This window comes from Actinomyces timonensis, from assembly GCF_040702965.1.
In the GTDB taxonomy this organism is placed as follows: domain Bacteria; phylum Actinomycetota; class Actinomycetes; order Actinomycetales; family Actinomycetaceae; genus Actinomyces; species Actinomyces timonensis_A.
In genome coordinates this window covers 2,380,959-2,400,591 of the sequence record NZ_CP159989.1, presented here as the reverse complement: position 1 = coordinate 2,400,591, position 19,633 = coordinate 2,380,959, and the positions used below count along the sequence as shown (strand labels likewise).

The 19,633-nt window shown below is 71.9% G+C and carries 16 protein-coding genes and 1 pseudogene; 12 read left to right on the top strand and 5 right to left on the bottom strand.

What is annotated here, in order from left to right; genetic code table 11:
* Positions 1 to 537: 537 nt before the first annotated feature.
* Together ABXS69_RS10340 and ABXS69_RS10335 are read right to left on the bottom strand one after the other, a co-directional pair.
* A complete protein-coding gene (locus ABXS69_RS10340; RefSeq protein WP_366180564.1) occupies positions 538 to 1,377 on the bottom strand; it encodes a glycerophosphodiester phosphodiesterase family protein in 840 nt (279 codons plus the stop codon).
* Positions 1,374 to 2,067: pseudogene (locus ABXS69_RS10335) on the bottom strand (HAD family phosphatase). The gene ABXS69_RS10340 and the pseudogene ABXS69_RS10335 overlap by 4 nt, the downstream one beginning before the upstream one ends.
* Positions 2,068 to 2,214: 147 nt before the next feature.
* Here ABXS69_RS10335 and ABXS69_RS10330 point away from each other — a divergent pair.
* From ABXS69_RS10330 to ABXS69_RS10290, 9 genes are all read left to right on the top strand, one after another.
* On the top strand, positions 2,215 to 3,225 hold the full coding sequence (locus tag ABXS69_RS10330; RefSeq protein WP_366180563.1) for a LacI family DNA-binding transcriptional regulator: 1,011 nt from the start codon (positions 2,215 to 2,217) through the stop codon (positions 3,223 to 3,225).
* A 131-nt stretch (positions 3,226 to 3,356) separates the two neighbouring features.
* On the top strand, positions 3,357 to 5,561 hold the full coding sequence (locus ABXS69_RS10325; protein WP_366180562.1) for an NAD(+) synthase: 2,205 nt from the start codon (positions 3,357 to 3,359) through the stop codon (positions 5,559 to 5,561).
* 802 nt (positions 5,562 to 6,363) lie between these two features.
* Positions 6,364 to 6,804, top strand: a complete 441-nt coding sequence (locus ABXS69_RS10320; protein WP_366180561.1) for a PTS sugar transporter subunit IIA — start codon at positions 6,364 to 6,366, stop codon at positions 6,802 to 6,804.
* The gene (locus ABXS69_RS10315; RefSeq protein WP_366180560.1) at positions 6,804 to 7,295 is read left to right on the top strand and encodes a PTS sugar transporter subunit IIB; all 492 of its coding nucleotides are present in this window, start codon (positions 6,804 to 6,806) and stop codon (positions 7,293 to 7,295) included. Before ABXS69_RS10320 ends, ABXS69_RS10315 begins: the two co-directional genes overlap by 1 nt.
* Before the next feature lie 38 nt (positions 7,296 to 7,333).
* Positions 7,334 to 8,266, top strand: a complete 933-nt coding sequence (locus tag ABXS69_RS10310) for a PTS mannose/fructose/sorbose transporter subunit IIC (protein WP_366180559.1) — start codon at positions 7,334 to 7,336, stop codon at positions 8,264 to 8,266.
* 19 nt (positions 8,267 to 8,285) lie between these two features.
* Positions 8,286 to 9,137: a PTS system mannose/fructose/sorbose family transporter subunit IID gene (locus ABXS69_RS10305; RefSeq protein WP_366180558.1), complete on the top strand. Its 852-nt coding sequence runs from the start codon at positions 8,286 to 8,288 to the stop codon at positions 9,135 to 9,137.
* A gap of 146 nt (positions 9,138 to 9,283) precedes the next feature.
* Positions 9,284 to 10,081 carry an HAD hydrolase family protein gene (locus ABXS69_RS10300; RefSeq protein ID WP_366180557.1) on the top strand — a complete coding sequence of 266 codons (798 nt, stop codon included), beginning with the start codon at positions 9,284 to 9,286 and terminating at the stop codon, positions 10,079 to 10,081.
* Positions 10,082 to 10,118: 37 nt separating this feature from the next.
* Positions 10,119 to 10,760, top strand: a complete 642-nt coding sequence (locus ABXS69_RS10295) for a hypothetical protein (protein ID WP_366180556.1) — start codon at positions 10,119 to 10,121, stop codon at positions 10,758 to 10,760.
* A gap of 99 nt (positions 10,761 to 10,859) precedes the next feature.
* Positions 10,860 to 12,398: an NlpC/P60 family protein gene (locus ABXS69_RS10290; RefSeq protein ID WP_366180555.1), complete on the top strand. Its 1,539-nt coding sequence runs from the start codon at positions 10,860 to 10,862 to the stop codon at positions 12,396 to 12,398.
* Positions 12,399 to 12,530: 132 nt separating this feature from the next.
* On the opposite strand, the gene ABXS69_RS10285 is transcribed toward ABXS69_RS10290, so the two are convergent.
* The gene (locus tag ABXS69_RS10285; RefSeq protein ID WP_366180554.1) at positions 12,531 to 12,986 is read right to left on the bottom strand and encodes a GNAT family N-acetyltransferase; all 456 of its coding nucleotides are present in this window, start codon (positions 12,984 to 12,986) and stop codon (positions 12,531 to 12,533) included.
* 187 nt (positions 12,987 to 13,173) lie between these two features.
* On the opposite strand from ABXS69_RS10285, the gene ABXS69_RS10280 reads away from it, so the two are divergent.
* Complete coding sequence (locus ABXS69_RS10280; protein WP_366180553.1) at positions 13,174 to 14,610, top strand: chemotaxis protein; 1,437 nt, start codon at positions 13,174 to 13,176, stop codon at positions 14,608 to 14,610.
* Between the two features lie 136 nt (positions 14,611 to 14,746).
* On the opposite strand, the gene ABXS69_RS10275 is transcribed toward ABXS69_RS10280, so the two are convergent.
* Together ABXS69_RS10275 and ABXS69_RS10270 are read right to left on the bottom strand one after the other, a co-directional pair.
* On the bottom strand, positions 14,747 to 15,712 hold the full coding sequence (locus tag ABXS69_RS10275; protein ID WP_366180552.1) for a hypothetical protein: 966 nt from the start codon (positions 15,710 to 15,712) through the stop codon (positions 14,747 to 14,749).
* 296 nt (positions 15,713 to 16,008) lie between these two features.
* On the bottom strand, positions 16,009 to 17,208 hold the full coding sequence (locus tag ABXS69_RS10270) for a methyltransferase domain-containing protein (protein ID WP_366180551.1): 1,200 nt from the start codon (positions 17,206 to 17,208) through the stop codon (positions 16,009 to 16,011).
* A gap of 162 nt (positions 17,209 to 17,370) precedes the next feature.
* Between ABXS69_RS10270 and ispF the strand changes: the two genes are divergently transcribed.
* Both ispF and cysS read left to right on the top strand, forming a co-directional pair.
* Positions 17,371 to 17,934: a 2-C-methyl-D-erythritol 2,4-cyclodiphosphate synthase gene (gene ispF / locus ABXS69_RS10265; RefSeq protein WP_366180550.1), complete on the top strand. Its 564-nt coding sequence runs from the start codon at positions 17,371 to 17,373 to the stop codon at positions 17,932 to 17,934.
* Positions 17,935 to 18,031: 97 nt separating this feature from the next.
* Positions 18,032 to 19,558, top strand: a complete 1,527-nt coding sequence (gene cysS, locus ABXS69_RS10260; RefSeq protein WP_366180549.1) for a cysteine--tRNA ligase — start codon at positions 18,032 to 18,034, stop codon at positions 19,556 to 19,558.
* Positions 19,559 to 19,633 lie beyond the last annotated feature (75 nt).

The window sequence follows — 19,633 nt, the reverse complement described above, 5'->3', positions numbered from 1 at the left end:
CCCTCGCGCATAGCGCTCAGGGCGCCTCTCCCCGCACCCCGCAAAGAGAGCGGGCGAACGAAGACCGGATACCTGTGGGGGTATAGATCGTGGGTGATCCTGGGTGTCAACCATGTATGGCGGAGGGTCGTAAGGATGGTGGATCCCACTAAAGTCGGACCCCATTTCAGGATGTTATTTTTCTGTAACTATTGATGTGAGAGGCGTTCCTGAAGAACGTGGGTGTCATATGCCCGTTTTCACATGTGTCGTCCGTGAGGGATGAAAAAGGGGCCCCGCACCTCAGCACGGTGCGGGGCCCCGGTCGGGTACGGGGGCGCGGTCCCTGAATCGCGCGAGTCCCGAACGCCGCGGCATGTCATCGGAGTCCCTGATCTCCTCGTGCCGGGGCGTTTCCCGACGGCGTCATCATATGCGACTTGATCCCCGCGAAGCACATTCAGGGCTCAGAAGCTGTCCTGGAATGGGATCGCGCCGAGCTCCGGTCTGTTCAAAACGGCGGAGAATCGCCAGATCGTAGCCTTGGCGCCCATGGGATCACATTTCCATAACGAGACGTCCGAGCTCGTGGACCCGGTCGGTGAATATGCCTGAGGCGCCCCACGAGAAGAGCTCCTCGGCGCGCTCGGGCGAATTGACGGTCCAGACATTGACCCCGTAGCCCAGGGCGCGGATCTCCTCGACCAGTGCCCTCTCCAGGCCCTCGTCCGCGGGGTTGACCGCCTCAACCCCCAGCATCTCCGCCCGGCTGCGCCAGTCCCCGGCCGGCATCCCGGCCTCCATGAGGAGCGCGAGCCGAGTGGCGGGGCGGCGCCAGGCCATCCGCTCCAGGAGCAGCGGCTTGAAGGAGGAGACCACCACCTGGCTGCTCGGCGCGCAGGAGGCCAATTGGTCCAGGCGCTCCGCGACGGCGTCGACGAGATCAGCGCAGGCTCGCGCGCCTGCCTCGCAGGGCTTCATCTCCACGTTGACGCTCAGGCCCTCGGCGGCGATCGCCCCCAGCGCCTGCCCGAGCGTCGGCAGGGGCTCACCGGTGTACGGGCGCGAGCCGTCCTCAGCGATGAACCACGAGCCGGCGTCGATGCCCTCCAGGTCCTTGCGGGACAGGGCGTAGTAGGGGCCCGTGCGGTCGGTGGTGCGGTCCAGGGCGGAGTCGTGGATGACGATGGGCGTTCCATCGCCGATGACATCCACGTCGATCTCCACCCAGGAGGCCCCCGCCCGCGCCGCGCGGCGGATCGAGGCGAGCGTGTTCTCCGGGGCGAGGGAGGGGGCGCCCCGGTGGCCCAGCACGACCCGGGTGCCCGCCGGCACCGGCCGGGGGCAGGGGAGGGGCTCGTGGGGCCGGGCGGGGCGGGGGCGCTCAGCGGTGGTCATCGCGCCGCGCGGCGCTGATCCGACGGGGGCGCGGTGCCAATACCACCAGTGGGGGCGTTCCACCATTCCTCCCACAGGAGTGTGTGGGGCGTCACCGAGGCCAGGGCGGGCACGACGACGAGCCCGGGATCGGCGGGGAACACCTTGGCCGCGCCGATCTGGACCACATGGATCCCATTGGTGCGGGCCGAGGCCACGCCCGTCGCCGAGTCCTCCACGACGACGCACTCCGCGGGAGCCATGCCGAGTCGCTCGACCGCCGTGGCGTAGGGGAGGGGGTCAGGCTTGGCGCCCGCGCCGTCGTCCCCCGTGACGGTCACGGCGAACACGTCCCCGAGGGCGCGCGCCACGCTCTCGACGATCCGGCGGGGGGAGGCGGACACGATCGCCTGCGCGACCCCGACCAGCGCCAAGGCTGAGGTGATCCGCTCCGCGCCGGGGAGCAGGGGAGGGGAGGCCGCCACGCGCGCCTCGACGTCGTCGGCGATGGCGGTGAAGAGCTTCCCCGGCGGCGGGGTCCGTCCAGTCGGGGACGGCGCCCGTCTCGGCGATGAGCCGCCGCGCCGTCTCGATGGACGCTCCGGTGAGGCGCTCCACGATCCCCGGGGTGGGAGCGCCCCCGGCCTCGCGGGTGCGGGCGACGAAGGCCTCGTCCCAGAACGGTTGGGAGTCCATGAGAGTGCCATCCATGTCCCACAGGACCGCTCGGATCGTGAAGCCCGGGCGGGAGGGGGGAACTGTGGCAGCCACCCCATGAGCGTAGCGCGCGGCGCGCGCCCGCGGGGCCTTCCTGTGGCATCGTGGGGACGGAGCATCGATCCGGGAGGAGGCCCGCCCGTGAGCCGTACTGAGCGCCGGGCGACGATGGCGGATATCGCGAGCGCCGCCGGGGTGTCGCGGACCACCGTCTCCTTCGTCCTCAACGACCGTCCGGACTCGCGCATCCCCCAGGCCACGCGGGCGAGGGTCCTTCGGGCCGCGAAGGAGCTCGACTACCGGCCGCGGGGGACGGCGCGCCTCGCCCACCCCCGGTCCAGCAGCGCCCTGGGCGTGGTCACCGACATCCTCACCGGCCCGCAGGCCTCCTCCATCATCCGCGGCATGCAGGACGCCGCCCTTCGTGAGGGAATGCCCTTGCTCCTCGTCCCCACCACGGGGCGCGCGGAGGACGACCGCCGCGCAGTCGCCTCGCTCCTGGAGCACCGGGTGGGCGCCGTCCTCCAGGCGCGCGCCAGTGGCGCCCAGGTCGCCGTGCCGGCCGAGGCCCGCGACATCCCCACGATCCTCGTCAACTGCCAGTCATCGGACAGTGGGCGGCCCAGTGTCCGCCCCGATGAGGAGCGCATCGCCGGTCTCGAGGCCGATGCGCTCCTGACCGGGGAGCACCGGGACATCGGCGTCATCGAGGTCTCCGGGGCCGACGTCGGCGCCCAGCCCCGGCGCGATGGCTACCGGGCCAGCTTCACGCGCGCCGGGATCGACTGGGATGGCGTTGCCACCGCCGTCGGGTACGGCACCGTCCAGGGCGGCTACCGGGCCGCGGGCCAGCTCCTCGACGCCCACCCGTGGACGACCGCCCTCCTGTGCGGCAACAACAGGATGGCGATCGGCGCCTACGACGCCGTGCGCGAGCGCGGCCTGCGCGTGCGCGACGACGTCGCCATCATCGGCATCGACGACGAGGACCTCGCCCCCGTGCAGCTCCGCCCCGGCCTGACCTGCGTGGCGCTTCCCTTCGAGGAGATGGGAAGGGTCGGCGTCGAGCGCCTGGCGGCCATGCTGAGGGGCGAGAGCGTGCCCGTCCAGACCCTGCTGCCAGGGCGGCTCGTGCGCCGCGCCTCCATCTGAGGCCCGGTCGCAGGAGCCGCGGGCCCGGAGGGCCTAACTAGGGCGGGCGGCGGGCTGGGCGGGTTAGGGTCGGCGTCGGAGCGGGGCAGGAACGTGGCAGGAACATGGCGGGCGCATGGCAGGATCGGGGCATGGCAACCCAGGACACCCAGGACTCGGCGGCCCCGCGGGACGAGGCCGCCGACCTCCCGAGCATCGCCTTTCGCTCCGCCTACGACCAGGGGTTCGCGCGCGTCGCCGCCGTCACCCTGCCCGTCGTTCCCGGGGACCCGGACAAGAACGCCGCCGCCATCATCGACCAGGCCCGGGCGCTCGGGGAGGACGGCGTCTGCCTCGCGGCCTTCCCCGAGCTGTGCCTTACCGGTTACGCCATCGACGACCTCCTCCACGCCGACGTCCTCCTCGATGAGGCGCTCGCCGCCATCGAGACTATCCGGGCCGCGAGCGAGGACTTTCTCCCGGCGATCGTCATCGGGGCCCCGATCCGCGTGGGCAACCGCCTGTTCAACTGCGCCGTCGTCATCGCCGGAGGGGCCGTGCGCGGCGTCGCCCCCAAGTCCTACCTGCCCACCTACCGCGAGTTCTACGAGGCCCGGCACTTCGCCGCCGGCGACGCCCCCGGGGCCGACCAGCGCCGCGCGCGCCTGCGGGGGGTGCGGGGCCCGGGGGGCGCGGGAACCGCTGACGCGACCGTGCCCTTCGGCCCCAACCTGCTCTTCGACGTCGTCGACGTCCCCGGCCTCACCTTCCACGTGGAGGTCTGCGAGGACATGTGGGTGCCCGTCCCGCCGTCGTCCGTCGCCGCGCTCGCGGGCGCCACGGTGCTGCTCAACATCTCCTCCTCGCCGATCACCGTCGGCCGCGCCGAGGACCGCCACCTCCTGGCGCGCTCCTCCTCGGCCCGGGGCCTGGCCGCCTACGTCTACGCGGCCGCCGGGCAGGGCGAGTCGAGCACGGACCTGGCCTGGGACGGCCAGACCATGATCTACGAGAACGGCGAGCTGCTCGGCTCCTCCGAGCGTTTCCCGGACGGGCCGCGCGCCACCATCGCCGACGTCGATATCGAGGGGGTGTGCGCCGAGCGCCTGCGTCAGGGGACCTTCGAGGACAACGCCCGCACCCTGGCGCGCGCCGCCGGCGGCGCGGACGCCCGGGGTCCCGCCTCGTTCACCAACCCCAGGGCCTTCGAGCGCGTCGAGATCCCGGCCGCTGATCTGCGCGCGCCTCGGACGGATATCGGGCTGCGGCGGCGCGTGGACCGCTTCCCCTTCGTGCCCGATGACCCGGCGCGCCTGGCGCAGGACTGCTACGAGGCCTACTCCATCCAGGTCGAGGCGCTCGTCCAGCGCCTGCGCGCCATCGGCAACCCCAGGATCGTCATCGGCGTCTCGGGGGGGCTCGACTCCACCCAGGCGCTCATCGTGGCCGCCCGCGCCATGGACCGCCTGGGCCGTCCCCGCTCCGACATCCTGGCCTACACGATGCCCGGCTTCGCCACGAGCGCCACCACCCGCCGCAACGCCGAGGACCTCGCCGTCGGGCTCGGCTGCGCCTTCTCCGAGCTCGACATCCGCCCCACCGCCACGCAGATGCTCACCGAGATGGGCCACCCCTACGGGCGCGGCGAGCGCGGTCCCGAGGTCTACGACGTCACCTTCGAGAACGTCCAGGCCGGGCTGCGCACCGACTTCCTGTTCCGCATCGCCAACGCCCGTGGCGGGATCGTTCTGGGGACGGGGGACCTCTCCGAGCTGGCGCTGGGCTGGTGCACCTTCGGCGTGGGCGACCACATGGCGCACTACGGGGTGAACGCCGGGATCCCCAAGACCCTCATCCAGCACCTCATCCGCTGGGTGGTGGCCGAGCGGGTCTTCGACGACGCCGTCGGGCGCACGCTGCTGTCCATCCTCGACACCGAGATCAGCCCGGAGCTGGTTCCCGGCAGCCAGGACGAGCCCATGCAGTCCACCCAGTCGCGGATCGGCCCCTACGCCCTCCAGGACTTCACCCTGTGGCACGTGCTGCGCAGGGGCTCGCGGCCCAGCCGGATCGCCTTCCTGGCGGAGAAGGCGTGGTCCAACGCCTCCGAGGGCGATTGGCCGCGGGGCCTGCCCGAGGCGGATCGGGTCGCCTACGCGCTGCCGGAGATCCGGCGCTGGGAGCTGCTGTTCCTCAAGCGCTTCTTCGCCAACCAGTTCAAGCGCTCGACCCTGCCCAACGGCCCGAAGGTCGTTGCCGGGGGATCGCTGTCCCCCCGCGGGGACTGGCGCATGCCCTCCGACGCGAGCGGCGCCGCCTGGATCGCCGAGCTCGAGCGCAACGTCCCCCGGTCCTAGTCCTCCGCCTCCGCCCGCCCCCGGCGCCGAGACCGGTCGAAAATATGAGCGAGACCGGTCCGGCATCCACAGATGAGGGCCGATGCCAACGCGCAGCACCGCCTGTGGATAGTGGATCGGTTCCGCTTCTCGTCGCGATTTGTCAGGACATATGAGGCGCTGGTGGTGTCTCAGATGCCCCGGAGCGTCCTGGGTCGAGGGTCGGGGTGGTGGGCCGGACGAGATCTCTTGGGGCAAGCTCCTCACCGCTGCCGGCACCGCTTCGCCCGCGCCCCGGCCGACTGCCAGAGCGTGTGCAGCACCTGCCGGCCTCGCCGGGCCCGGGAGGGGGCGCCCTCGCCCATGCCTGGGCCGCCGCCCCCGGCGGCACCGCCGAGCGCGTCTTCTTGGCTCCTTCGCCAACCGCCCCTAACCATCGCAGCACCGTCTCGGATGTCCTGACGCACCACAGGTGGGGGCGAGGCTGGTCCGCGAACCGGTCTCGTTGCTGTTTTCGACCGGTCTCGCTCCTGTTTTCGACCGGTCTCGGCGAGGGGGGCGGTTGGATCGGCGCGAATGTGATGAAGATCATGATTAGCGCCTGCGTTAGCGGATGTCTCGTGTGGGCCACGCGATATCGAGGATGTGGTGGGCATCTCATTGCTAACGCTCGGGCTCGTGCGTTGCTAACGCAGGTTATCTCCGGTGCTACCGGGTCTCATCGAGCTCTATTGGCCTGTCAGAGCGCCTATTGTCCCTGTCGCCACATCGTTTGCCGACGTCGGGCCCGCTCGCCGTCGGCCCGACTGGAAGGCGGTTATCCGTGGTATCCGTGATCATCGCTGCTCATGGGCGCATGGCGGAGGGACTGCTCGGCTCCTCCGCCATGATCGTCGGCCCGAGCGACGACGTCGTCGCCGTCACCTTCGAGCAATCGGAGGGGCCCGACGACCTCCTCGCCAAGTACGCCGCGGCCGTTGAGGCCTCGCCGTCCGAGCAGCACCTCATCCTGTGCGACCTCTTCGGCGGGAGCCCCTACAACGCCGCGGCGCGCTTCGCGGCGGAGCGCCCCGGCGCCGACGTCGTCTCCGGCGCCAATCTGCCCATGCTCGTCGAGGTCCTCGCCCGCCGCATGGCCGGCGCGGACCTGCTCGAGCTCGTCGAGGTCGCCCGCACCGCCGGCAAGACCGGCATCAAGATCCTCTCCGAGGAGTACGCCCCCACCACCCCCACCACCCCTGACGACGAAGGAGACGAGCTCTGATGGACATCAAGCTCCTGCGAATCGATTCCCGCCTGGTTCACGGACAGGTCGCCAACAACTGGGCGGGCTCCCTGGGTGCCGAGGCCATCCTCGCGGTCTCGGACAGCGCCGCCAACGACGAGCTGCGCAAGTCCCTCCTCCTTCAGACCGGCGGTGGCAAGGTGAAGGTCCACGTCCTGGGAGTGGAGAAGGCGGGGCGGGTCTACAAGAACCCCAAGTACGCCGCTCTCAAGGCCATCATCGTCGTCGAGACGCCTGCGGACATCGTCCGGCTCCTCGACCTCGGGATCGAGGCCGGCGAGGTCAACGTGGGTGGCATGACCTTCAAGCAGGGGACCTCACAGGTCTCCCAGGCCGTCTACGCCTCCCCTGAGGATGTCGCCGCCTTCGCCGAGATCGACTCGCGCGGCATCCCCCAGTACATCCAGCAGGTCCCCACCACTGGTCGTTCCGACCTCATGCCCACCCTCAAGTCGAAGGGGCTGCTGTGAGTCCGTCCTCGCGCTGAGCCCATGCGAAAGGTTCTTCCATGCATGACATCTCCACGATCCAGATCATCCTGGTCACCGTCGTCGCCTTCGTCGCGGGGCTGGGGAGCGTCCTCGACGAGCGTCAGTTCCACCGCCCCCTCGTCGCCTGCACTCTGACGGGACTCGCCCTGGGCCAGCCCACCGTCGGCATCGTCGTCGGGGGCACCCTGGAGCTGATCGCGCTGGGCTGGCTGAACGTCGGCGCCGCCATGGCCCCCGACGCGGCCCTGGCCTCGACCATCTCCACTGTCATCGCCGTCGCCTCCATGGACGGCGACGGCGGTACCAAGGCCGCCATCGATGCCGCTATCAGCGTCGCCGTCCCACTGGCCGTCGCCGGCCAGGCCCTGACGATCTTCGTGCGAACAATCGCGGTGTTCTTCGCCCATCAAGCCGATCGATACGCCAAGCACGCCAACTACCGGGGCATCGTGGCCATGCACTTCACCGCCCTGGGCCTCCAGGGCCTGCGCGTGGCTGTCCCCACTGCGATCGTCGCGGCGCTGGCCTCCGGCGACGCCGTCAACAAGGCGCTGGACGCCATCCCCGAGGTCATCACCAAGGGGCTGGGGATTGCCGGTGGGTTCATCGTCGTCGTCGGATACGCGATGGTCATCAACATGATGAAGGCGCGCAAGCTCATGCCCTTCTTCTTCCTGGGCTTCGTCTTCGCCACCTTCGCCACGACGATCGCCGGTAAGGGCTCCGCCTCCGACCCCCAGGGCGCCGGGGACATGGCGAACTGGGTCCTCCAGGTCATGCCGACAGGAGTGACGCTCGTGGGCCTGGGCATCGTGGGCGCCTGCCTCGCCGTCATCTACACCCAGCTCAACCCTGAGTTCGCCAAGCCGGCGCCCGCGCCCCAGGCGGCGCCCGCGCCCGCCGGTGGCGGTGCCTGCGCGGACGATGACCTCGACGACGAGCTCGACTGACTGAATGGAGAACGTGATCATGACTTCCACCACGACAGCCGTGCCGCAGCGCTCCCTGACCAACAGGGACTTGCGGTCCATGTACTGGCGCTCGACGACGCTCCTGGGCTCCTTCAACTTCGAGCGCATGCAGGCGATGGGCTTCTGCTTCACCCTCATGCCCGCGATCAAGAAGGTCTACAAGGGTGACAAGGCCGCGCAGGCCGCCGCTCTCGAGCGCCACCTGGAGTTCTACAACACCCACCCATGGGTGTCCTCCGTCGTCTTCGGCATCACCGCCGCCATGGAGGAGCAGCGCGCCAAGGGCGAGCCCATCGGCGACGACACCATCACCAACGTCAAGATCGGCCTCATGGGGCCGCTCGCCGGAGTCGGTGACCCCATCTTCTGGGGAACCGCCCGGCCCGTCCTCGCGGCCCTGGGCGCCTCGCTGGCGCTCGACGGCTCCATCGTGGGGCCGCTGCTGTTCTTCCTGGGCATCAACGTCCTGCGCGTGGCCACGCGCTGGTACGGGCTCAAGCTCGGCTATGAGCGTGGCACCGCGATGGTCACCGAGGTCGGCGGCGGCCAGCTCAAGAAGATCACCCAGATGGCCGCCGTCATGGGCCTGTTCGTCATGGGCGCCCTGGTCTCGAAGTGGACGACGATCAACTTCCCGGCCGTGGTCGCGTCGGTCGAGGACAGGGGCACTGGCATCGTCACCGACACGACGCTGCAGATGATCCTCGACCAGCTGCTGCCGGGAGTGGCCGCGCTGGGCCTGACCTTCCTGTGCATGTGGCTGCTCAACAAGAAGGTCAACGCGCTGTGGATCATCCTGGGCCTGTTCGTCGTCGGCATCCTCGGCGCCTGGACGGGCCTCCTCGGCTGAGCCGGGAACCGGCCCCCATGCCCTAGGCTGCGAGGGGCGCGTGGAGCGCCGCTCCCGCGCCCCTCGCGCGCACGGGCGTCGTCGCCCGCGCCAGGCCCGATAGCCCTGAGATCCGCCAGCCCAGCCAGAAGCCCGATGGAGGGCCCATGCGCCGCCTCATCGTCACAGACCTCGACTCCACCATCATCTTCAACCGCGGCGTGGCCCAGGCCGACCGCGAGGCCATGGCGCGCTGGCGAGCCGCCGGCAACCTGCTCGCCATCGACACCGGAAAATCCATCTTCGCCGCGCGCGGCGTCCTGGAGCCCGAAGGCGTGCGCTTCGACTACGGCATCGTCTTCACCGGCGCCGTCCTCATCGACGGCGACTACCGGCTCCTCGCGGCCCGCTACCTCCCCGACGGGGTCGCCCGCGCCATCGTCGAGGACACCGCCGGTCTGCCCGGCGTGACCACCTACGCCACCACGATCACGCAGGACTACGTCCTGGCTGACAACAACGACGACACCTCCCCCATCCTCCAGGTCTTCGAGCCCATGAGCGCCACGCGGATGGGTGAGCACCGCTTCATCGGAGTTCCGCTGCGCGTCACCGACGACTTCCTGCGCGAGCGCATCGAGATCGAGGCCGTCGAGCGCTGGGGGGCGGGGATCGAGTGCCACCGCAACCTGGAGTTCCTCGACATCGTGCCGACCGGCTCCTCCAAGGGGGGTGGGCTCGCCGAGCTCCTCGCCGGCCCCTTGGCGCCCATCCGGGCCTCCGAGGGCCTCGAGGTGTGGACGCTCGGGGACTCCTACAACGACGTCTCCATGCACGCCCTCGCGGACCACCCCATCACCCTGCCCTGGGCCCCGCCCGAGGTGAGCCGGGCCTGCGAGCGCGTGGTCGGCTCCATGGCCGAGCTCATCGACGGCCTCCTTGGCCAGGCCGCACCGGTCCCCTGAGGTGTGATGGCTGTCATCTCCTTGATACCCTGGCCGCATGACTCGCCGCTGGATCACCCCGCTCCCCAGCACGGCCACTCGGGCCGCGGTGACGGCGCTCATCGCCGTCGCCGGATTGGCCGGATGCTCCGGTTCCACGCCCGCCGCCGACCCCAGCGCCGCGGCCACGGCGGCGTCCGCCAGCGCCGAGCAGCCCGGCGCGGGGCTGCCCACCGAGCTGCGCACCGCTACCTCGACCCCCGCCCCGCTCGCCGCCGTCACCGCTTCCGCGCAGTGCGCGGCGATGGACGGCGCTGTCACGAAGGCCCTGGCCGAGACCCCCGAGGGGCAGCGGTACACGGCGCTCGCCGACTCGAGGGATCCCGTGGCCAAGCAGAGGGCATGGGAGTCCTTCGCCGGAGTGCTCGCGTCGACCTACCGGGGCCAGCTGGCCGACGCCGCCGGCTCCGACCCGACGGCCACCTCCGCCCTGGCATCCCTGGACACCTACGTGAGCGTGAGCGGCAGGCTCTCGGGCGGCGAGATCGCCGAGTACGCGGACGCCGCTCAGGCCGAGGACGACATCAAGTCCGGGCGGACCCCGACGCCCAACCCCGAGTACCAGGCCGCCGCTGACTCCCGCGCCAAGGCGCAGATCGCCCTCACCGGCTGCCTGTCGACCTGGCCGGTGGTCTTCTGACCCGCCCCACGCCCCTGGCGGGCCCCCTGCCCCGATCCGAATACCGCAGAACCCCACAGCCGGGGCGATGAAGCGCCCCTCCCCACGAGAGAAGAAGCCATGCACTGGAAACGGAGCACTGCCCGCCGCCTCGCGGCCGCTGGCCTCGCCGCCGCCCTCGCCCTCCCCCTCGCCGCGCAGGCGGGCGCCGTCGATGACCCGGGGGCGGCGCCATCCCCCAGCGACTCCGCCTCGGGAGCCGACAACCGCCTGGGCCCCACCCCCGCGGAGCGCCAGCCCGACGCGGGCGGATCGCCGTCGGCGCCAGCGATCGATCCTCAGGCGGCCGCGCCCGCAGCCGAGGGCCCCCAGCCGGAGGCCCTCCGGGCCGCCGCCGAGCCCTTGTCCTTCAGCTCCGCCGGCGCGTGGGTCAGGGCTGGCTGGCGCTGGTGGTGGAGGAACCCCGACGGCACCTTCCCCTCCTCCCAGTGCGCTCCCATCAACTACGCCATCTACTGCTTCGACGCCGAGGGCTACATGCGCACCGGCTGGTGGAAGGACGACGCCGGCTGGCACTACAACCGCGAATCCGGCACCCAGTACACCGGTTGGATCGAGGATCGCGGGCACTGGTACTACCTCGACGCCTCCAGCGGCGTCATGCGCACAGGCAGCCTCATCGTGGGCGGGGCGCGCTACTTCCTCGACGCCGATGGCGCCATGGCGCTCGGATGGATCAAGCACGCCGACGGCTGGCGCTACTACGCCCCCTCCACCGGGGCCATGGCCACCGGGTGGCTCGGCCTTGACGAGTGGTACTACATGGACCCCTCCAGCGGCATCATGACCACCGGCAGCCGGAGCATCGACGGCAAGACCTACTGGTTCTACGACTCCGGGGCCTGGTGGGCCTACTGGGCGCCGTCGTGGTTCCTCCAGCCCACCAAGACCATCACCCCGCTCAATGGCGCCAGCAATAACCTCACCAGGGGGATGAACGGCGTCAAGGTGAGGATCGTGCAGCAGTCGCTGGGCCTGTGGAGCCCCTCGAAGCTCGCCTCGGTGGACGACGCCCTCATGTCCACCGTCGCCAACTTTCAGAGCCGTGCCGGGCTACCGCCCACGGGCGTTGTCGACAAGGCCACCTGGGACGCCCTGGGAACCGGCTATGACTGGTTCGCCATCGAGGACTACCACGCCACCCCCATCCGCCTGAGCGCCACCCGCTCCGAGCGCATCGAGGCGATGATCGGTTACGCGCAGGACCAGATCGGATCGAGCTACACCTGGGGCGGGGCCGGGCCCTACGCCCTCGGCTACGACTGCTCCGGCCTGGTCCTGCAGTCCCTCTACGCCGGCGGCCTCGACCCCCAGCCCATCAACGCCCACCGGCACGCCTGGCCGGATTACCGCACCTCGCAGGAACTCTTCCGCCACCCCAGGATGCAGCACATCCCGCTGTCCCAGCGTCAGCGCGGTGACCTCATCTTCTACGTCAACGGCTCGGGGACGATCACGCACGTGGCCATCTACCTCGGCGGCGATCAGGTGGTCCACACCGACTGGATGGGCAGGCCCGCGCGCATCCAGCACATCACCGTCGGTTACGGCTGGGACGGAATGGTCGGCGAGGTCGTGCGCCCCTTCCCGGAGAACTGAGCCGGGGATCTGAGCGGCGAGCCCTGCCCTTCCGCTCGTTGGAGCGATGAGGCGCCCCGCCCCGGACCGGGGCGGGGCGCCTCTGGGGCGGGATCCGACTGCCGCGGGTGCCGAGCGCGACCTTCAGAGGGCTCAGTTCTTGGGGGCGCTGTGGCGGTACACGTTGGTCTCGCGCAGCTCGAAGCCGCAGCGCTGGTAGAGGCGGTTGGCCGCCTCTCGGGATGGGCGCGAGGTGAGGTCGACGGTGCGGGCCCCGAGCTCCTGGGCGTGGGCGACCGCCGCCTCGACGAGCTGCCTGCCGGCGCCCTGCCCGCGCGCCTCGGCGTCGACGACGACGTCCTCCACCCAGGCCCGCAGACCCGTGGGGATCGTGAAGGTCGCCAGGGTCAGCATGCCCAGGATCGGGGCGGGGCCTGCCCCGGCCGGGGAGTCCGGGCGAAAGGCGAAGAGGTAGACGCCGTCCTGAGCCAGAAGAGCCTCGCACTGCTCGGCGGTGAGCGCGGGGGCGCTTCGGGAGAGCTGGGGGATGAGGCGCTCCATCGCCTCGACGAGCTCGGGTCCGGCCTGGGTGACGATCTCGGTGGCCATCGTGGTGCCTCTCTGCGTGACTGCCGTGGGACGCGCGCCGCGTGAGGGCCGGCGCGAATGCCCTGAGCCTAGCGGCGATGGCCCGGGGCGGGGACAGGATGGGCGCACGGCGTCAGGATCGGGAGTAGTCTCGGGAGACCCAGCGCGGCACCGTTGGGACGAGCATCCAGCCGGAGGAGGCCCCGCCATGACCGAGCGCACCGAGCCGACCCAGGCGACTGGGCTGAGCGATCCGGCCGGGGGCGGCGCGCCGCCCGCCCCGGAGCGCGCCTTCGAGGCCCACGAGATCTTCTTCTCCACCACCGACGCGGCCGGCCGCATCCGCCGTGCCAACTCGATCTTCATGAGGCTGTCCGGCTACCCGCGCGGGGCGCTCGTGGGCCGGGCCCACAACGTGGTGCGCCACGCCGCCATGCCCGCCGGGCTCTTCCGCGGGGTGTGGGAGGACATCGAGGCCGGCCACGCGGCAAGCGCCTACATCACCAACCGGGCCTCCGACGGCGGGCGATACCGGGTCTTCGCCACCATCGTCCCCTCGGGCAGCGGCTACCTGTCCATCCGCACCCTCCCCCAGCTCATCGAGCAGCGTGACGCCTTCGAGCGGGCCTACGGCCGCGTGAGGGAGGTCGAGGCGGCCTCGGCCGCGGGCGGCTCCACCCGCCGGGAGGTCGCGGCCGCGGGACAGGCGGCGCTGGGGCGCGAGTTGGAGGCGCTGGGGTACGAGTCCACCGTGGACTTCACCCGGCGGGCCGTGGCCTCCGAGGTGGCCGCGCTCGTGGCCGCCGGGGTCGGCATCCCGAGCGCGGAGGGGGCTGAGGGGCCGGTGGCCCGCGTGCTGGCGGAGATGCACGCGATCGAGGGGGCCACTAGTGGCCACCTCGCCCTCCTCGACGAGCTCGCCCGCCTCGTGCGCCTCCTGGAGCGCCGCGCCACCGACATCCAGGCGCTCTCGACGAGGCTGGCCGAGTTGCGCGCCGCCCTGCGGGCCACGCGGGATGAGGTCGCGCGCCACGGCGCGGCGCGGCCCGGGGAGGGCGCGGGCGCCGGGGCTCAGGGCTTCGAGGAGCGTTACCAGAGGGTCGACGCCCTCGTCCTGGAATGCGCCGAGGAGCTCCGGCCGCTGGCCGGGCAGGTCTCCGAGCTGCGCGGCGACGCCTACTCCGTGCGCTTCGCCATCGCCCTCATGCGCCTGCACAACCTCGCCTCGGGCTTCTTCGCGGCCCAGATCCTCGCCGGGGATGATGACGTGGCCGAGAACGACGCCGTCGGCTCCCTCGAGGAGCTGACGAGCGCCCTGAACGAGGGCATCTCGCGACTCACCGACCATCGGGCCCTCCTGGAGGCCCGGCGAGAGCTCGTCGGCGGGGAGCTCGACGCCGTCGCCGAGGAGCTCGCGGCCACGCGGGAGCCGCTCACCGAGCTCCTGGCCGAGGCCGCCGCGGCGGGCGCGGGGGAGGGCGAGGCGGCGCGTAGGGCGGCGGCCCTCATCGGGGATGGCTTCCCCGAGGCGCGCGACCTGGCGGACTTGGCGGGGGCCGTCCGCGATCTGGAGATCCCCGCGCTGGCCGCTGAGATCCAGGAGCGCATCACCGCCGTGCGACGCGCCCTGACCGAGCTGCGCTGAGTAGCGCTGAGCAGCGCTGAGTAGCGCTGAGCGTCGGCTAGCGCTTTTCGCGCCGACTGGTGCGGAAAACACCGACCGGTGCGGGCAGGACGCACCACTGGGTGTGGATGGCGCCGCTCGGATAGCGCCGCCGGGGTCAGGCGCGCAGCGGCCATGGCTCGGGCATCTGCTCCAGGCCAGCCCTGACCAGGCGCTCGATCATCGCCGCGCCGTCGTGGTACCACGCGTCGGCCCAGCGCCACCGCCGTACCTTGACGCCGTACAGGTCCTCGAGGTCGTTCTGCCGGTCCTTCTCATCGAGCAGCACCGCTCGCGGGTCCTTCCCGAAGGACGCGGCGTCGTATTTGATCCTGCCGTCGTACTCGCCGACCAGGTTGATCGAGGCCCAGAAGAAGTCGACGCGGATCACCCGGCCACCGACGTCCAGCACGTACTGCAGGACCGGTCGCGGCAAGCGCCCCTGCCATTGGCGCACCCGCGACACGGACTCGCCCGGCGACTCGGAGCGCTCATCGGCCAGGCCGAGGGCGGTGCGAGCGGTCCGCACTCCCCGGCTGCCGGCCGGGAGCCGCTCCAGCGCCTCGCGGATCTCCTCCCAGACGCACAGCTCCTCATGGAGGGCGGCATCCATCGCGCACACGCCCGGGATGAGACCGCCCCAGCGAGCGATATCGATGACGGTGTCCGCGACCGACGGCAGGAGGAGGCCGTGGTGCTCCGAGACGCCCGTCAGCCCCTCCCGCTGGTGGCGGCGCAGCAATGACGTCGTCCCCCGCTGGCCCGACACGCGCAGCGCTTCCACCCGGTCCAGCCGAATTCCGACGATTGGCAGGCCGTGGACGACCGCGGCCGAGGCCCCGATCAGGATGGTGCCCTGCTCGGTGCGTCTCACCGCCTCGATGAGAACCTCGTGTCGCTCTCGCGGCAGCATCGTCTCCCAGGCGGCCGCCTCCGTGTAGATGCCCGAGGCGATCCGTATCAGGCCATTGATCCGCTCGGGGTGCCGGGGACCGTTGTCCAGGGCCGACGTCTCCTTGGCGATCACGATGACAGGCGCCGGCGGGGCGGTGAATCGGGCGGGGCTTACTTGGGCTGTGCTCATAGGACTGAGAGTGCGACTTCTCCGACGACTACCGGCAGCACGTCCACTGGAGCGGGTGTGGGATGGGCGTGACGCCGCCCTGTGGTTCCCGATCCACTGCGGCCATTGCCGCGCATCGATGGGAGGCTTCTATGAGATCGGGCAGATATCGGCGGGGCGACGTCGATCGCGATGCCGACTGGTGCGTTTCGCGCCGACTGGTGCGGAAAACACCGACTGGTGCGTGCAGGACGCACTGCTCGGTGCAGATGGCACCGCTGGGGCAGGCAGCACCGCGCAGGACGGGTGGCACCGCCTCAGCGCGCGAGCTCGACGAGCACCTCGGCGTGCGAGGTGTGCGGGAACATGTCGAACAGGCGCGCGCGGCGCACCCCCAGCGACGGCATCCTCGCGAGATCGACGGCGAGCGTCGCCGGATTGCACGAGGAGTACAGCACCCGCGCCACCCCCGAGGCCTCGATCCGCCCCGCCAGCTCCTCCCCGATCCCGCGCCTGGGCGGGTTGACGACGAGAAGATCCGGGAGCCCGCCCAGTTCGCGCGCTGCCGAGGGGTCGAGCACGTGGGCATCGCCCGCCTCGAACCGAACCCGATCAGCGGGCAGTCCCGTCAGCGCCGCCGAGGCCCGCGCGCCGTCGATCGCCGACGACGAGATCTCCACCCCGAGCGCGCTCGGCCCGGGTTCCCTGCCCTGACTCGATGCTCCCGCGAGCGCCAGTGCGAAACCGCCCACTCCGCAGAACAGGTCCCACATTCGCCGTGCCGGTCCCGCGCCATCGGGGGAGTCGGCCGTCCAGTCGCGGGCCGTCGAGTACAACGCCTCAGCCACGGCGGTATTCGTCTGGAAGAAGGAGCGCGTCGGCAGGTAGAGCGCCAGCTCGCTCGGCCCCGAGCCGCTCGGCAGCGATAGCCGCATGAGCAGGCGGTCCTCCTCGGTGAGCACGATCTCCTCCGTGCCCTCCAGGATCGCCTGATGGACGGGCTGGATATTCGCGCTGGCCACGGCGAGCGTCGGCAGGAGCTCGCGCAGGCGCGCCATCCCGTCGCGCAGGCGCCCCACAAGGCGCTCGGAGCGCAGGACGAAGCGGACCATGAGATCGCCGTCCGGCGAGGCGGTGACCAGCAGGTGCTTGAGCTCGCCCCGCCGCTCGGGGATCGAGTACGGCTCCAGCCCGGCCTCGCCGATGAACCCGGCGAGCACCGGCAGGGCCTCCTCGATCACCGGCACATGGAGAGGGCAGGAGCGCAGGTCGACGGCGCCGCCCCAGCGATCCGCCAGGCCCAGGACCGGCGCGCCCGCCGTCCCGCTGACCGCCATCTTCGCCTTGTTGCGGAAGCGCGAGGGCTCGCTCATGGCCGGGGGCTCCCAGGCGGCGTCGGGAACACGCGCGCCCAGGCGCTGGACGACAGCGCCCTGCTTGGCCGCCACCTGATCGGGCAGCGCCACGCCCATCCACGGGCAGGAGTGGCAGGCCCCCGAGTCGTGCAGCGCGCACATGCCTCCCGACGGCGCGCTTGAGCCGACGGCATGGGCGGCACGGTGATCAACTGGCACACCCGAGGATATCCCGACGCCCCGCGCCGGGCCGTTGGAGTCGCCGGCGGTGCCCCGTGCCCCGGCACCGTCGCCGGCCTCGCCCGCGCACGGCACACTGCTCCCATGAGCCCTTCCGACGCCACCCCCAGCGCCCCGCCCGCCACCGCTGTCCCCTCCGCGGCCCCCCTCATGCTCCCGCGCACCGGGATCGGCACTGACGTCCACGCCTTCGCCGCCGCCGACTCCGGCACGCCCTTGCGCCTGGCCTGCCTGGACTGGCCCGGTGAGATCGGGCTGGCGGGGCACTCCGACGGCGACGTCGTCGCCCACGCCTGCTGCGACGCCCTCTTCTCCGCCGCCGCCCTGGGCGATCTCGGCTCCAACTTCGGCACCGCCGAGCCGCAGTGGAAGGGCGCCGCGGGAAGCGCGCTCCTGGCCGAGGCCGCGCGGCGCGTGCGGGCCGCCGGCTTCGAGATCGGCAATATCGCCGTCCAGCTCGTCGGCGAGCACCCCCGCATCGCCCCCCGCATGGCCGAGGCCACCGCCGCGCTCAGCCGGGCCGCTGCCGCGCCCGTCCACTTCTCCGCCACCACCACCGACCATCTGGGCTTCCTCGGACGGGCCGAGGGGCTGCTCGCCATCGCCACCGCCCTCGTCTACCCCGTCGACCCGCCCGCGCGCCCCTGACCCGGGCCCCGACCCGCGCGCCGGCCCTGGGGCGCCGGCCCGGGCCCCCGCCCCGGGCCGCCCGTCCCCCGACGTGCCCACCGGATAGGCTGCCCCCGTGAGCACCGAGACCACCGACGCCCCAGCACTGGCCCTGCGCCTGTACGACTCCGCCGCGCGCGAGGTCGTTCCCCTGGCCCCCACCGCCACCCCCGGGGTGGTCGGCATCTACCTGTGCGGCGCCACCGTCCAGGGCTCCCCGCATATCGGCCACATGCGCTCCGGCATCGCCTTCGACGTGCTGCGCCGCTGGCTGGAGCGCTGCGGGCAGAAGGTCGTCCTCATCCGCAACGTCACCGATATCGACGACAAGATCCTTGCCAAGTCCGCCGCCGCCGAGCCGCCGGTTCAGTGGTGGGCCTGGGCGCAGCGCTTCGAGCGCGAGTTCGACGCCGCCTACCGCGCCCTGGGCATCGCTCCCCCCACCTACGAGCCGCGCGCCACCGGCCACGTCCCCGAGATGATCGACCTCATCTCCCGCCTCATCGACGCCGGTCACGCCTACGTCGGCTCGCCCGGCAACGTCTACTTCGACGTCGCCTCCCTGCCCGACTACGGCTCCCTCACCAACCAGCGCCCTGAGGACCTGGCCACCACGGAGGACGAGGCCCAGATCGACGCTGACGTCGAGGCGGACAAGCGCTCCCCGCGCGACTTCGCCCTGTGGAAGGCCGCCAAGCCCGGCGAGCCCGACGACGCCGCCTGGGGCACCCCCTGGGGGCGCGGCCGCCCCGGCTGGCACCTGGAGTGCTCCGCCATGAGCCGGCGCTACCTGGGCGACGAGTTCGACATCCACGGCGGCGGCATCGACCTGCGATTCCCCCACCATGAGAATGAGCAGGCCCAGTCCCACGGCGCCGGCTGGGGCTTCGCCCGTCACTGGGTCCACAACGCCTGGGTGACCGTCAAGGGCGAGAAGATGAGCAAGTCCCTGGGCAACTCCCTCGTCGTGGGTGAGCTGCTCAAGGCCTACCCCGCCCCCGTGCTGCGCCTGGCGCTGGGCACTGCCCACCACCGCTCCACGGTCGAGTTCTCCGAGGAGACCCTCGCCGACGCCGCCGCCCTCTGGGAGCGGCTGGCCGGCGCGATCACCCGCGCGCTCGAGCTCGCCACTGGGGAAGCGGGCGGCCCGGCCGGCCCCGTGGACGCCCCCGCGTCAGGGTTGCGCTCGCGGTCCCTGCCGGGCGAGTTCACCGCTGCCATGGATGAGGACCTCAACCTCGCCGGGGCCATGGCCTGCGTCCACGCAGCCCTCAAGGCCCTCAACGCCGCCCTCGCGGCGCCCGCGCCCGAGCCCGCGGTGATCGCCGCCGCGGCCCTCGACCTGCGCGCCATGCTCGACGTCCTCGGCCTCGACCCCCTTTCCGAGCCCTGGAGGACGGGCGTGCTCGGCGGCGCCGGGTCCGACGGCCCCGACGCCGCCATGGGCGCTCTCGACCACCTCGTGACCGCGCTCCTCGACGAGCGCTCCGCCGCGCGCGCCGCCAAGGACTGGGCCCGCGCCGACTCACTGCGCGACCGGCTCGCCGCCGCGGGCGTCGTCGTCGAGGACTCCGCGGGCGGCGCCCGTTGGCACCTCGCGTGATCACCGCCTGACCCATTCCCGGCCCCGGCGCGGATCGCCGCCCGAGCCGCCACCCCACGAAACGTAGACAGGAGG

Bases quoted from the DNA above. Each gene is read 5' to 3' on its own strand.
- ABXS69_RS10340 (WP_366180564.1), bottom strand. From the start codon at position 1,377: ATGACCACCGCTGAGCGCCCCCGCCCCGCCCGGCCCCACGAGCCCCTC.
- ABXS69_RS10325 (WP_366180562.1), top strand. From the start codon at position 3,357: ATGGCAACCCAGGACACCCAGGACTCGGCGGCCCCGCGGGACGAGGCC.
- ABXS69_RS10315 (WP_366180560.1), top strand. From the start codon at position 6,804: ATGGACATCAAGCTCCTGCGAATCGATTCCCGCCTGGTTCACGGACAG.
- ABXS69_RS10310 (WP_366180559.1), top strand. From the start codon at position 7,334: ATGCATGACATCTCCACGATCCAGATCATCCTGGTCACCGTCGTCGCC.
- ABXS69_RS10305 (WP_366180558.1), top strand. From the start codon at position 8,286: ATGACTTCCACCACGACAGCCGTGCCGCAGCGCTCCCTGACCAACAGG.
- ABXS69_RS10300 (WP_366180557.1), top strand. From the start codon at position 9,284: ATGCGCCGCCTCATCGTCACAGACCTCGACTCCACCATCATCTTCAAC.
- ABXS69_RS10295 (WP_366180556.1), top strand. From the start codon at position 10,119: ATGACTCGCCGCTGGATCACCCCGCTCCCCAGCACGGCCACTCGGGCC.
- ABXS69_RS10290 (WP_366180555.1), top strand. From the start codon at position 10,860: ATGCACTGGAAACGGAGCACTGCCCGCCGCCTCGCGGCCGCTGGCCTC.
- ABXS69_RS10285 (WP_366180554.1), bottom strand. From the start codon at position 12,986: ATGGCCACCGAGATCGTCACCCAGGCCGGACCCGAGCTCGTCGAGGCG.
- ABXS69_RS10280 (WP_366180553.1), top strand. From the start codon at position 13,174: ATGACCGAGCGCACCGAGCCGACCCAGGCGACTGGGCTGAGCGATCCG.
- ABXS69_RS10275 (WP_366180552.1), bottom strand. From the start codon at position 15,712: ATGAGCACAGCCCAAGTAAGCCCCGCCCGATTCACCGCCCCGCCGGCG.
- ABXS69_RS10270 (WP_366180551.1), bottom strand. From the start codon at position 17,208: ATGTGCGCGCTGCACGACTCGGGGGCCTGCCACTCCTGCCCGTGGATG.
- ispF (WP_366180550.1), top strand. From the start codon at position 17,371: ATGAGCCCTTCCGACGCCACCCCCAGCGCCCCGCCCGCCACCGCTGTC.